Origin of the sequence: Stutzerimonas sp. VN223-3, from assembly GCF_045999685.1 — a bacterium.
Lineage (GTDB): Bacteria > Pseudomonadota > Gammaproteobacteria > Pseudomonadales > Pseudomonadaceae > Stutzerimonas > Stutzerimonas stutzeri_AR.
Genome location: NZ_RBEC01000002.1, coordinates 1,158,960 through 1,170,795 on the forward strand (window position 1 = coordinate 1,158,960; position 11,836 = coordinate 1,170,795).

At 60.9% G+C, this 11,836-nt stretch carries 13 protein-coding genes; 11 read left to right on the forward strand and 2 right to left on the reverse strand.

What is annotated here, in order from left to right; all coding sequences use genetic code 11:
• Window positions 1–11: 11 nt before the first annotated feature.
• On the reverse strand, window positions 12–467 hold the full coding sequence (locus D7241_RS13950; RefSeq protein ID WP_255977534.1) for a MaoC family dehydratase: 456 nt from the start codon (window positions 465–467) through the stop codon (window positions 12–14).
• Between the two features lie 183 nt (window positions 468–650).
• On the opposite strand from D7241_RS13950, the gene D7241_RS13955 reads away from it, so the two are divergent.
• Genes D7241_RS13955 through D7241_RS13965 form a run of 3 tightly spaced genes read left to right on the forward strand, consistent with a single transcriptional unit; the run spans window position 651 to window position 2,329 of the window.
• Window positions 651–1,013 (forward strand): CidA/LrgA family protein, encoded by a 363-nt coding sequence (locus D7241_RS13955; protein ID WP_255977532.1) that lies wholly within the window; start codon window positions 651–653, stop codon window positions 1,011–1,013.
• Window positions 1,010–1,729 carry an LrgB family protein gene (locus D7241_RS13960; RefSeq protein WP_255977530.1) on the forward strand — a complete coding sequence of 240 codons (720 nt, stop codon included), beginning with the start codon at window positions 1,010–1,012 and terminating at the stop codon, window positions 1,727–1,729. Before D7241_RS13955 ends, D7241_RS13960 begins: the two co-directional genes overlap by 4 nt.
• Before the next feature lie 9 nt (window positions 1,730–1,738).
• On the forward strand, window positions 1,739–2,329 hold the full coding sequence (locus D7241_RS13965; RefSeq protein ID WP_408102014.1) for an LON peptidase substrate-binding domain-containing protein: 591 nt from the start codon (window positions 1,739–1,741) through the stop codon (window positions 2,327–2,329).
• Between the two features lie 30 nt (window positions 2,330–2,359).
• Here D7241_RS13965 and D7241_RS13970 read toward each other — a convergent pair whose 3' ends face one another.
• Window positions 2,360–3,679: a bifunctional DedA family/phosphatase PAP2 family protein gene (locus D7241_RS13970; protein ID WP_408102015.1), complete on the reverse strand. Its 1,320-nt coding sequence runs from the start codon at window positions 3,677–3,679 to the stop codon at window positions 2,360–2,362.
• A gap of 280 nt (window positions 3,680–3,959) precedes the next feature.
• On the opposite strand from D7241_RS13970, the gene D7241_RS13975 reads away from it, so the two are divergent.
• From D7241_RS13975 to D7241_RS14010, 8 genes are read left to right on the forward strand one after another with little or no spacing between them, the layout of a single operon-like run.
• Window positions 3,960–5,225, forward strand: coding sequence for a glutamate-5-semialdehyde dehydrogenase (locus D7241_RS13975; RefSeq protein ID WP_408102016.1), 1,266 nt, complete (start codon window positions 3,960–3,962; stop codon window positions 5,223–5,225).
• Window positions 5,225–5,884: a nicotinate-nucleotide adenylyltransferase gene (gene nadD, locus D7241_RS13980; RefSeq protein ID WP_408102017.1), complete on the forward strand. Its 660-nt coding sequence runs from the start codon at window positions 5,225–5,227 to the stop codon at window positions 5,882–5,884. Before D7241_RS13975 ends, nadD begins: the two co-directional genes overlap by 1 nt.
• Before the next feature lie 14 nt (window positions 5,885–5,898).
• Complete coding sequence (gene rsfS, locus D7241_RS13985; protein ID WP_021209688.1) at window positions 5,899–6,258, forward strand: ribosome silencing factor; 360 nt, start codon at window positions 5,899–5,901, stop codon at window positions 6,256–6,258.
• 9 nt (window positions 6,259–6,267) lie between these two features.
• Window positions 6,268–6,735 carry a 23S rRNA (pseudouridine(1915)-N(3))-methyltransferase RlmH gene (rlmH, locus tag D7241_RS13990; RefSeq protein ID WP_255977517.1) on the forward strand — a complete coding sequence of 156 codons (468 nt, stop codon included), beginning with the start codon at window positions 6,268–6,270 and terminating at the stop codon, window positions 6,733–6,735.
• A gap of 16 nt (window positions 6,736–6,751) precedes the next feature.
• Entirely contained in the window at window positions 6,752–8,641 is a 1,890-nt protein-coding gene (gene mrdA, locus D7241_RS13995) for a penicillin-binding protein 2 (RefSeq protein ID WP_408102018.1), read from the forward strand.
• Window positions 8,638–9,783 (forward strand): rod shape-determining protein RodA, encoded by a 1,146-nt coding sequence (gene rodA / locus D7241_RS14000; RefSeq protein WP_408102019.1) that lies wholly within the window; start codon window positions 8,638–8,640, stop codon window positions 9,781–9,783. The genes mrdA and rodA overlap by 4 nt, the downstream gene beginning before the upstream one ends.
• A 14-nt stretch (window positions 9,784–9,797) precedes the next feature.
• A complete protein-coding gene (mltB, locus tag D7241_RS14005) occupies window positions 9,798–10,808 on the forward strand; it encodes a lytic murein transglycosylase B (protein WP_408102333.1) in 1,011 nt (336 codons plus the stop codon).
• On the forward strand, window positions 10,805–11,788 hold the full coding sequence (locus D7241_RS14010) for a septal ring lytic transglycosylase RlpA family protein (protein WP_408102020.1): 984 nt from the start codon (window positions 10,805–10,807) through the stop codon (window positions 11,786–11,788). Before mltB ends, D7241_RS14010 begins: the two co-directional genes overlap by 4 nt.
• Window positions 11,789–11,836 lie beyond the last annotated feature (48 nt).

Sequence of the window (11,836 nt, forward strand, 5' to 3'; positions counted from 1 at the left end):
ACCCCTTTGGATCAGACGATGCAGAGCGCCAGGGTTTCGGCGATGTAGGCGGGTTTCTCCACGCCTTCGATCTCCATTACTGCGCGGCACTTGAGTAGCCACTGACCCGGATTCTTTTCGTACGCGTCGAGTAGCGTCGCGGCCAGGCGCACCCGCGATCCGACCCGCACCGGCTGGATGAAGCGCAGACTGTCGAGCCCGTAATTGACGCCCATCTTGGTGCCTTCGGGTCTGACCATCAGGTCTCCCATCAACATTGGCAACAACGATAGGGACAGGAAGCCATGCGCGATGGTCCCGCCGAACGGCGTCTGTGCAGCTTTTTCTGGGTCGATGTGGATGAATTGATGGTCGCCGGTGCAATCGGCGAACTGGTCGACGCGCTGCTGATCGACGGTGAACCATTCGGAGCGGCCGAGCTCCTTGCCAATGTAGTTCTTGAGTTCTGCTACGGGTACCTGCGGCATATGTCCTCCGGGGATTTGTTGTTCTTCTAATGAAAGCGCGATGGCTAGATCAGCATGCGGCCGGAGACGAATCAACCAAGCATCGTTGTCGCGAATGGTGGGATATAGGCTGGGCCAGCGCGTGCAGCGGGTTTCGTCGCGGGAGGATGCTTATAATCGCGCATCTTTGCTTCGGAGACGTCCATGCTGCTACGCGGGTTAACCTGGCTGGTGCTGTTCCAATTGCTCGGCACCGCGATCAACGTGATGGTCCTGCCCATGATGCCGGGGCCGATCATCGGGCTGCTACTGCTGTTCGTGGCGCTGTTGGCGCGCGGCCAGGCCAGCGAGTCGTTGCAATTGGCGGCCAGGAGTCTGTTGCGCTATCTGCCGCTGCTGCTAGTTCCGCCAGCCGTGGGCGTGATGGCCTACACCGAGGCGATTCTTGAAGACTTCTGGGCCATTGTCGGGGTGCTGGTGCTTTCGCTGGTGGTGTCTCTGGTGTTCACCGGCTGGCTGATGCAGATGTTGATTCATCGCCAGCAGCGCAAGGCGGGCCGCGCATGATTGCGGTGCAATGGCAGGCGGCTTGGGACGCGGTGATTCACCACCCGCTGTTCGGCGTGGCAATTACCCTGGCGGCTTTCCAACTTGCTTTCGCCGCCTACGAAAAGACCCGTTGGGTCTTCCTACAGCCAGTTCTGGTCTCGATGGTTGTGGTCGTCGGCATTCTGGTGGCCTGCGGCCTCAGTTATGACGAATACCGCGACAGTGCACAGATGCTCACCGTTCTTCTCGGGCCGGCCACCGTGGCGCTGGCGGTACCGCTGTATCTTAACCTGCGGCGGATTCGCGAACTGTTCGGGCCGATCATGCTAACCCTGCTGTTTGCGGGCACTGGCGCGACGGCACTAGGCATGGCGCTGGCGTGGGCTTTTAACTCCGATCCGATGATTCTGATGACCCTGGCGCCGAAATCCGTGACGTCGCCCATCGCCATGCTGGTAGCTGAGCAGATCGGCGGAGTGGTGGCCTTGGCGGCAGTGTTCGTGATGATCACCGGAATCATTGGAGCGATCGTCGGTCCGGAACTGTTGCGTCGCTTTGGCGTTCAGCATCCTGCGGCTCGAGGCATGGCGTTGGGGCTGACCGCTCACGCCGTGGGCACCGCGCAGGCGTTGCAGGAAAGCGATGAATGCGGTGCTTTTGCGGCGCTGGCGATGAGCCTGATGGGTGTAATGACGGCGGTACTGCTGCCGCTGGCCGTGACGCTGTTGTTCTAAGGAGGCTGAATGAAGCTGCCGTTGTTTCCGCTCGACACCGTGTTGTTTCCGGGATGCATGCTCGATCTGCAGATATTCGAGGCCCGCTATCTGGATATGGTCAGCGGCTGCTTGAAGGCGGGGCATGGCTTTGGTGTCGTGCGCCTCATCGAGGGCAGCGAGGTGGGACTGGCGGCCAGCGAATATGCCCTGACCGGTTGCGAGGCGCTGATCCGGGACTGGCAGCAGCGCCCCAACGGCTTGCTGGGAATCCGCGTCGAGGGCGGTCGTCGCTTCGATGTGCTCTCAGCCGAAGTGCAGCGCGATCAACTGACCGTTGCCGAGGTCAGTTGGCGCGACGAAGGTGAAGACCTGCCTTTCGGCGATGAGCACGCCGACTTGGCGTTATTGCTGGAAGCGCTAGGACAACACCCGATGGTCCAGGCGCTGGGCATGGGCTGCGTGGCGCAGGGGCAGCGCTCGCTGGCGCAACAGTTGGGGTATTTGTTGCCATTTCAGCCGGAGCGGAAAGTCGAGTTGCTACAGCTAGACGATCCGCAGCTGCAACTGGAGCGCATCCAGCGCTGGCTTGAGGAGTTGCAGGGCGATGCGCTCGAATAACAAGCAGTGCAACAGCCGCATTTGACGCAACTATTGATAGCGATACAGCAATATGGCACCCGGCAGCGCCCAGATCGCAAAAGCGCCAATCAGTCCCAGCGTTGCGGGCAGAATCAACCACCACACCCTGGGCGACAGCGCCTGCATTGGCCTGCGCCATTGCACGATGGTCAGGCTCGCCGCGCATATCGTGCTCGCCAACACTGCGCCAGCGATCACATCGGTCGGCCAGTGCACGCCGAGATAAACGCGCGACAAGGCAATGGCTGTCGCCGGTAATCCAGCCAGCAGTACCCAGGCCAGGCGCAGGCGAGGTGGTTGCCCACGCCCAGCGAGGACTCCGAGCGTAAGAAAAAAAGCGAACGCCGCCGAGCTATGGCCGCTGGGGAAACTGAAAGTGTGAAGGGGTTCGAGAAGGATCTCCGGTCGGATTCGCCCGAACGTCGCTTTCAGCGCGCCATTGGCCAGCGCTGTACCCAGCAGCGTGAGGATGGCGAAGACTGCTGCGCGCATCTGCTTCAGCGCAATCAACAGCAGGCTCAACAGCACCGCGGCCCACAGCTGCGTGTGGAAGTCGCCGGCACGCGTGACCACTACCATGAAGTGGTCGAAGATCGGGCTGCGTTCGCCCTGGACCACTTCCATCAGCCCTTCGTCGAATTCCACCAGATAAGGCCAGCCGAAGAACAGACCAAGCAGAATGGCCGCGCTGAGGCCTGCCGCCAGCGGCGTGACCCAACGCAGCTGGCGCAGGCTGCAATGCACGACGCCACCGACGAGTAGCAGCAGTGCAACAAGGACGATTCCCGCCTCGCCCCAGAAACCCTCCGGCAGCGGCAGTCGCACGGCAGCGCCTGCAGTCCAGCCCGGCAGCAGGTAGGCCATCGACCAACCGGCTGCGGCCACCAGGCTGACCAACAGAAAGCGCCCGAACGGCATGTCGAGCATGCCGGCGGTAAGCGGCAGCATGGGCCGCAGGGGGCCGATAAAGCGGCCCACGAGAAGGCTCGCGATGCCGTAACGATCGACATACAGCTCGGCCCGTGTCAGCCATTCAGGATGATCGCGCAAGCCGCGCATACTGCGAATGTTCTGGTGGTAACGTCGCCCAAGGCCGTAGGACAGCAGATCGCCGAGCAGGCCGCCCACATAGCCCAGCAGCAACGTCTCGCCGAGGCTCAGCACACCACTGCCGGCGACCACGGCGATAGCAAACACCAGCACGGTGCCAGGCATCAGCAAACCGACCACGGCCAGGCATTCCAGGCAGGCCACCAGAAACAGGCTCAGGCCCAGCCACTGCGGGTTTTCAGAGAGCCAGCCAGTGAGCGCAGAGAGCCATTCGGGCATGGTTTTTTCCTTGAATCGAGACGGCTTTCGACTCGGCGACAGCCGCGCCGGTTTCAACGGCCGTCATGATAACGCTGGATGCATTTGCGACAGGATGTTGATTGGGGCAGCGGTTCGTTGGTGCGAGCGATCGCGGACGGGTAGTCGCAAGGCGTCGTACGGCCATTGGTGCGCATCTGCGACCGCTGCGCTTTCCCAGCCATTCGCCGGGAGCCGCTGTGCGGGAAGCTCATGGGTGGCTATAATCAGCCGCTTTCCCTTCAGCTAGGCCAGCCAGCCCATGACCGAGTCCGTTCTCGATTACATGACCCGCCTCGGTCGCGCCGCGCGCGAGGCGTCGCGCGTGCTCGCGCGCGCTACCACCGCGCAGAAGAATCGAGCATTGCAGGCTGCTGCGGCAGCGCTTGACGCAGCGCGTAGCGATCTGGTCGATGCCAACCGGCAGGATCTGGCGGCCGGGCGTGCCAGTGGTCTGGACGAGGCCATGCTCGACCGCCTGGCGCTGACCCCGGCGCGAATCGACGACATGATCGAAGGGTTGCGACAGGTCGCAACCCTTCCCGACCCCATCGGCGAGATTCGCGACATGCGTTACCTGCCGTCGGGTATCCAGGTCGGCAAGATGCGCGTGCCGCTCGGGGTAGTCGGGATCATTTACGAGTCGCGTCCCAACGTGACCATCGACGCTGCCAGCCTGTGTCTGAAGTCCGGTAACGCCACCATCCTGCGCGGCGGCTCCGAAGCGATCCATTCGAATCAGGCGATTGCCCGCTGCATCCAGTTAGGGCTGGCGGAGGCTGGATTGCCGGCGGCTGCGGTACAGGTTGTGGAAACCACAGACCGTGCCGCGGTGGGTGCGCTGATCACCATGCCGGAATTTGTCGATGTGATCGTGCCGCGCGGCGGCAAGGGCTTGATCGAACGCATCAGCCGCGACGCAAAGGTCCCTGTGATCAAGCACCTGGACGGCATCTGCCATGTGTTCATCGACCAGGCTGCCGATATCGACAAGGCCATTCGCGTCGCCGACAACGCCAAGACCCAGCGCTATGCACCGTGCAATACCATGGAAACGTTGCTGGTACATACGGCCATCGCGGAGCGCGTACTGCCGCCGCTGGCTGCCATCTATCGCGACAAAAGCGTCGAGCTGCGTGGTTGCCCGCGTACGTGCGAACTGCTCGGTGGCGATGTGCTAGCCGCTAGCGAAGAAGATTGGTCCACCGAATACAACGCACCGATTTTGTCGATCCGCGTGCTCGACTCGCTGGATGAAGCGATCGAACACATCAACCGCTACGGCTCGCAACATACCGATGCGATCGTCACCGAGAATTTCACCGATGCTCGCCGCTTCATCACCGAGGTCGATTCCGCGTCGGTGATGGTCAACGCCTCCACCCGTTTCGCCGACGGATTCGAGTATGGCCTGGGCGCGGAGATCGGCATTTCCACCGACAAGCTGCACGCACGCGGACCGGTTGGCCTGGAAGGCCTGACCAGCGAGAAATACGTGGTCTTCGGCGACGGCCACGTGCGTACTTGATGAGTTCGACTCGCACTCCACGGCGCATCGGTATTCTCGGTGGCACCTTTGATCCGGTGCACATTGGGCACCTGCGAGGCGCGCTGGAAGTGGCAGAAATGATAGGGCTCGCTGAGGTTCGCCTGGTCCCCAATTTCCGCCCGCCGCACCGTGAGGCGCCCAACAGCTCCGCGCAGGACCGCTTGGCGATGGTCCGATTGGCGGTGCAGGATCTGCCGTCGTTGACGGTCGATGCCCGCGAGCTGGAGCGCGACAAGCCGTCATACACCATCGACACGCTGGAATCGCTGCGCGATGAACTGGCAGATGACGATCAGATTTTTCTAATAATGGGTTGGGACGCGTTTTGCGGGCTACCCAATTGGCATCGCTGGGATGAGCTTCTTGATTACTGCCACATTCTCGTGATGCAGCGCCCTGATGCCGACAGCGAGGCCCCGGAAGCTCTGCGGGACTTGTTGGCGGCACGCAGCGTGCACGACCCGCAGGCACTTGCTGGCAGCGGTGGGCAAATTGCCTTCGTCTGGCAGGCCCCTCTGGGGGTGTCTGCAACCCGAATTCGTCAATTTCTGGCCAGCGGCCGGTCGGTCCGTTTCCTGGTGCCCGACGCCGTACTGGCTTATATCAACGCGCACGGACTGTACCGGGCGTCGAACTGAGGTTGTTTCAAGCTATGCAAAATGATTCTTTGGTCCAGCTGGCCGTTAGCGCTCTGGAAGATCTGAAAGGCGCGGACATCACCACCATCGATGTCCGCGGCAAGACCAGCGTTACTGATTTCATGGTGATCGCCAGTGGTACCTCCAGTCGCCACGTGAAGTCCCTGGCAGACAACGTGCTTGAGAAGGTCAAGGAGCAAGGTGTTCGCCCGCTGGGCAGTGAAGGCCTGGACGGTGGCGAGTGGGCACTGCTCGACCTGGGTGATGTAGTGGTCCACGTGATGCAGGTCCCGACTCGCCAGTTCTATGACCTTGAGCGTCTCTGGCAGGGTGCCGAGCAGAGCCGTGCACAGCACGCTGGCGAGCAGGAATAAGGTCGATCCGTGCGGATCAAGCTGATCGCTGTGGGTTCGAAGATGCCGCGTTGGGTGGAGGATGGTTGGCACGAATACGCCAAGCGTCTGCCCTCCGAGCTGCCTTTGGAACTGCATGAAATATCGCTCAACACTCGCGGCAAGAATGCCGACGTGGCGCGATTGATTCGTCAGGAAGGCGAGGCCATGCTGGCCAAGGTGCAGCCCGGCGAACGCATCGTCACGCTGGAAGTGACGGGGCGACCTTGGAGCACCGAGCAATTGGCCGCCGAGCTGGAGCGTTGGCGACTCGACGCGCGCAACATTAACTTGATGGTTGGCGGTCCCGAAGGACTGGCTCCTGAAGTTTGTGCACGTAGCGAGCAGCGCTGGTCGCTGTCGCCGCTGACTCTGCCGCATCCGTTGGTGCGCATTCTCATCGGCGAGCAGATCTACCGCGCCTGGACGTTGCTGTCGGGTCACCCTTACCACAAGTAGTACAGCCAAACCCAAGATGTCTCAGCCGATTCCCCTCAAAGACCACGAAAAGGACGCCCGTCTGGTGCGTCAGCGCGTGCTGGTGGGCGGCGCCTTTGTGTTGTTGCTGATTGGCGTGTTGATTGCGCGCCTTTACTACCTTCAGGTCGTGCAGTACGAGCACCATTCGACGCTCTCGGAGAACAACCGCGTCCATGTTCAGCCCATTCCGCCTAATCGGGGACTGATTTTCGATCGGACCGGCAAGATCATCGCCGACAATCGCCCGAGCTTTAGTCTCACGGTGACGCGCGAGCGCGCCGAGGATTGGCGCAAAACGCTTGATACGGTTGTCGAGGTGCTGGATCTGTCAGCCGAGGAGCGCGAGCTGTTCGAGAAGCGCGTATTGCAAGGGCGGCGGCCATTCGAGCCGGTGCCGATCATGTATGAACTGTCCGAGGAACAGATCGCTCGCATCGCCGTCGATCAGTTCCGCCTGCCTGGTGTGGAGGTCGCGGCGCAGTTGGTCCGGCATTACCCGGAGGGTGAGCATTTCGCGCATTCGGTCGGCTATGTCGGCCGGATCAACGAGGCGGAGCTCAAGCAGCTCGATCCGGTCAATTACAGCGGCACGCACCACATCGGCAAGACTGGCATCGAGCGATTCTACGAAGACGTGCTGCACGGGCAGGTGGGGTACGAGGAAGTCGAGACCAACGCCCGTGGCCGAGTGTTGCGGGTACTCAAACGCACCGATCCGGTACCGGGAAAGGACATCACTCTGACCCTTGACCTGGAACTGCAACAAGCGGCCGAGGCGGCGCTGGCTGGCCGGCGCGGCGCTGTGGTGGCGCTGCAACCTGCTACCGGCGAAGTGCTGGCAATGGTCAGCCAGCCGAGTTTCGACCCTAATTCGTTCGTCACCGGCATCAGCTTCAAGGCTTATGGTGAACTGCGAGACTCGATCGACCAGCCGCTGTTCAACCGTGTTCTGCGTGGCTTGTACCCGCCAGGGTCGACCATCAAGCCGATGATGGCGGTAGCCGGCCTCGATGCCGGGGTCGTCACTGAAGAGAGTGAGGTGTTCGATCCTGGATTCTTCCAATTGCCGAACGTGAAACACAAATACCGCAACTGGAATCGGGGCGGCGACGGCTGGGTAGATCTGGAGAAAGCGATCATGCGCTCCAATGACACCTATTTTTACGATCTGGCCCACAAGATGGGTATCGATCGGATGCACGAATACATGACGCGCTTTGGCATCGGTCAGCGTGTATCGCTGGATATGTTCGAGGAAACCGCCGGCCTGATGCCCTCGCGAGAGTGGAAGCGCACACGTTATCGTCAGCCTTGGTATCCAGGTGAGACGGTCATCCTTGGCATCGGGCAGGGTTACATGCAGGCTACGCCGCTACAGCTGGCCCAGGCGACCGCACTGATGGCCACTCATGGTAAATGGATTCGGCCGCACTTGGCGCAGAGTATCGAGGGCGTTTCACCGGTCGATCCAGAACCGATGCCGGATATCCAACTGCGCGACCCTCGCTATTGGGATGCCGCCATCAACGGCATGGAGCAGGTCGTGCACGGGGCTCGCGGCACCGCGAAGAAGGTTGGCGATACGGCGAGTTATCGCATTGCCGGCAAGAGCGGCACCGCGCAGGTTGTGGCAATCAAGCAGGGCGAGCGTTATGACAGCGACAAGCTTGCCGAGCGGCATCGCGATCACGCATTGTTCGTGGCCTTCGCGCCGGTGCATGACCCTCAGATCGCAGTGGCGGTGATGGTTGAGAATGGTGAATCCGGCTCCGGTGTCGCGGGCCCGGTTGCCAAACAAGTCATGGATGCTTGGTTGTTGAACGAGCAAGGCGAGCTGAAGGCCGAATATGCGCCGCCGCTAGCGGCTGAGGTGGGTAAGCCATGAGCGGGACATTCGATCGCACGCTTTCCACTACCGACGTGATGCGCCGTCGGGCGACGCTTCTGCAGCGCATGCATATCGACGGTGTACTTTTGCTGCTCTTGCTGCTGCTGGCTGCGGGCAGCCTGTTCGTTCTCTACTCGGCTGGCGGCAAGAACTGGGATCTGTTGATCAAGCAGGCAAGCTCGTATGGTATCGGGCTGAGCGCCATGCTGGTCATCGCACAGTTGGAGCCGAGATTCATGGCGCGCTGGGTCCCGCTTGGTTATCTGGCGGTTGTCGCATTGCTGCTGGCGGTGGAGTTCGTCGGCTATACCGCCATGGGCGCGACCCGATGGATCAGTATCCCAGGGGTGATTCGCTTTCAACCGTCGGAGTTCATGAAAATCATCATGCCGATGTCGATTGCCTGGTACCTGTCCGCCCGTGCGTTGCCGCCGGGTATCAAGCACACCATGGTCAGCCTGGGCCTGATCCTGGTGCCCTTCGTGCTGATTCTGAAGCAGCCGGATCTGGGCACCTCCCTCCTGGTACTGGTTTCCGGTGCCTTCGTGCTTTTCATTGCTGGCCTGCGCTGGCGCTGGATTCTGGGTGCGGTTGCGGCGCTGGTACCTATCGCAGTAGCCATGTGGTATTTCGTTCTGCACAACTATCAGAAACAGCGCGTGCATACATTTCTCGATCCCGAAAGCGATCCGCTGGGCACTGGCTGGAACATCATCCAGTCCAAGGCTGCGATCGGCTCGGGTGGCGTGTTCGGCAAGGGCTGGTTGCTCGGCACCCAGTCGCACCTGGATTTTTTGCCCGAAAGCCATACGGACTTTATCATTGCCGTCTTGGCCGAGGAGTTCGGCCTGGTTGGCGTCTGTTTGCTGTTGCTGATTTATCTGCTGTTGATTACGCGTGGTCTGGTGATTACGGTTCAAGCGCAGACCTTATTTGGCAAGCTGCTCGCCGGCGCGCTGACGATGACATTCTTCGTTTATGTTTTCATCAATATCGGTATGGTCAGCGGGCTGCTGCCGGTAGTAGGGGTACCGTTACCCTTTATCAGTTTTGGTGGAACTTCATTGGTGACCCTGTTATCAGGGTTCGGGGTTTTGATGTCGATCCACACCCATCGCAAGTGGATCGCGCAGGTTTGATTAGAGTGAATTTCTTGAACCCATTACGGCATAGCTGGTTGGCACGAGCGCTCTGCGGAGCGGGTCTATTCGGTGTTTTCAGCGGTACTCAGGTGGTTTTCGCTGCCGATTACCAAGGCGAAAAGGTGGCCGAGTTCGTTCGCGAGATGACTCAGGATTATGGGTTTGCCAGTGAGCAGTTGGTTGAACTGCTGGCTCAGGCAGAACGCAAGCAGGTGATCCTCGACGCGATCTCGCGGCCGGCAGAGCGCGTCAAACCGTGGAAGGAATATCGACCGATCTTCATCACCGACTCGCGGGTAGCGCAGGGCGTCGATTTCTGGCGCGAGAACCAGGCAGCGCTGGAGCGCGCCGAGAAAGAATATGGCGTGCCGGCCGAGGTGGTCGTTGCGATTATTGGCGTCGAGACCTTCTACGGGCGTAATACCGGCAGTTATCGGGTCATCGATGCGCTGTCGACGCTGGGCTTCGATTATCCACCGCGCCAGCCGTTCTTCCGTCAACAGCTCAAGGAATTCCTGTTGCTGGCTCGCGAAGAGCAGGTCGATCCGCTGAAGCTTACCGGCTCCTACGCCGGAGCCATGGGCCTGCCGCAGTTCATGCCGAGCAGCTTCCGCGCCTACGCGGTAGATTTCGATGGCGACGGTCATATCGACATCTGGAAAAACCCGGTCGATGCCATTGGTAGTGCCGCCAATTATTTCAAGCAACATGGCTGGGTAGCCGGCGAGCCGGTCGTCGCGCGGGCCACCGTCAAGGGTGAGCAGCATGCAGAAGGCCTTACCGAGGGCCTGGAGCCGGTCAAGAATGCCGCGCAGTTGCGTGAGCTGGGCTGGCAGACGGAGGCGGAAATTGCGGATGACACGGCGGTGACAGCCTTCCGTCTGGACGGTGCCGAAGGAGATGAATACTGGATAGGACTGCCTAATTTCTATGTCATTACGCGTTACAACCGCAGCGTGATGTACGCCATGGCCGTGCACCAGCTTGCCGCGCAACTTGCCGAAGCGCGGGGCACACAATGACGGTCCGCTTGCTCGCAGCGGTAGCCGCCGTTGCGCTAATCGCAGGTTGTTCGTCGTCACCGACGTCGCAATCGCCTTCACCTGCCGAAAGCGGTGGCATCAGTGGCCCCGACGATTACTCCCGGCCACACAAGGATGGCGCGCCCTGGTGGGACGTCGACGTATCGAGCATCCCTGACGCGACGCCGACGCCGCATACTGGCCCGTTCAAGGCCAACCCCTACACGGTTCTGGGCAAGACCTACTATCCGATCGGCGATGGACGCAACTACCAAGCGACAGGCACTGCCTCTTGGTACGGCACCAAATTTCATGGCCAACCTACCGCCAACGGCGAGAAGTACGATCTGTACGGCATGAGCGCGGCGCACAAGACGTTGCCACTGCCCAGCTATGTTCGAGTGACCAACCTCGACAACGGCAAGGCGGTCGTGCTGCGGGTCAATGATCGCGGCCCGTTCTACTCGGACCGGATCATCGACCTGTCATTCGCTGCGGCAAAAAAACTGGGATACGCCGAGACGGGAACTGCTCGGGTCAAGGTCGAGGGTATCGATCCCGAACAGTGGTGGGCCGAACGAGGCCGTCCGGCACCGATGGTTTTGGCCCAACCACAGAAAGTCGCCAGCAAACCCGTTGGCAGCTCGCTTTCACAACCCGTTGAGCAATACACGCCGCCGCCAGCACAGCACGCGGGGGCGACGCTGCCGGTCCAGATCCACAGCACCGACAGAGTCGCCGTTGCCGGAGTGTTCCTGCAAGTCGGTGCGTTTGCCAATCCGGACGCCGCTCAGCTGCTGCGCGACAAGCTCAGCAAGTTGACTGCCGCACCGGTATTCGTCAGTTCAGTGGTTCATCAGGAGCAGATCCTGCACCGGGTCCGCCTCGGGCCGATCGATTCCTTGGATGAGGCAGCGCAACTCGAACAGAGCGTGCGTCTCGCCAATTTGGGAAACCCTCGGCGAGTGCGTGCCGATTGATGTCGCGCCATGCTCGGGATGAACGAGCTGATTCAAAAGAACTGTTTG

Excerpts from the sequence above, each read along its gene's own strand:
- D7241_RS13955 (WP_255977532.1), top strand. The coding sequence starts at position 651 with ATGCTGCTACGCGGGTTAACCTGGCTGGTGCTGTTCCAATTGCTCGGC.
- D7241_RS13965 (WP_408102014.1), top strand. The coding sequence starts at position 1,739 with ATGAAGCTGCCGTTGTTTCCGCTCGACACCGTGTTGTTTCCGGGATGC.
- D7241_RS14010 (WP_408102020.1), top strand. The coding sequence starts at position 10,805 with ATGACGGTCCGCTTGCTCGCAGCGGTAGCCGCCGTTGCGCTAATCGCA.
- D7241_RS13950 (WP_255977534.1), bottom strand. The coding sequence starts at position 467 with ATGCCGCAGGTACCCGTAGCAGAACTCAAGAACTACATTGGCAAGGAG.
- D7241_RS13960 (WP_255977530.1), top strand. The coding sequence starts at position 1,010 with ATGATTGCGGTGCAATGGCAGGCGGCTTGGGACGCGGTGATTCACCAC.
- D7241_RS13970 (WP_408102015.1), bottom strand. The coding sequence starts at position 3,679 with ATGCCCGAATGGCTCTCTGCGCTCACTGGCTGGCTCTCTGAAAACCCG.
- rsfS (WP_021209688.1), top strand. The coding sequence starts at position 5,899 with ATGCAAAATGATTCTTTGGTCCAGCTGGCCGTTAGCGCTCTGGAAGAT.
- mrdA (WP_408102018.1), top strand. The coding sequence starts at position 6,752 with ATGTCTCAGCCGATTCCCCTCAAAGACCACGAAAAGGACGCCCGTCTG.
- rodA (WP_408102019.1), top strand. The coding sequence starts at position 8,638 with ATGAGCGGGACATTCGATCGCACGCTTTCCACTACCGACGTGATGCGC.
- D7241_RS13975 (WP_408102016.1), top strand. The coding sequence starts at position 3,960 with ATGACCGAGTCCGTTCTCGATTACATGACCCGCCTCGGTCGCGCCGCG.
- nadD (WP_408102017.1), top strand. The coding sequence starts at position 5,225 with ATGAGTTCGACTCGCACTCCACGGCGCATCGGTATTCTCGGTGGCACC.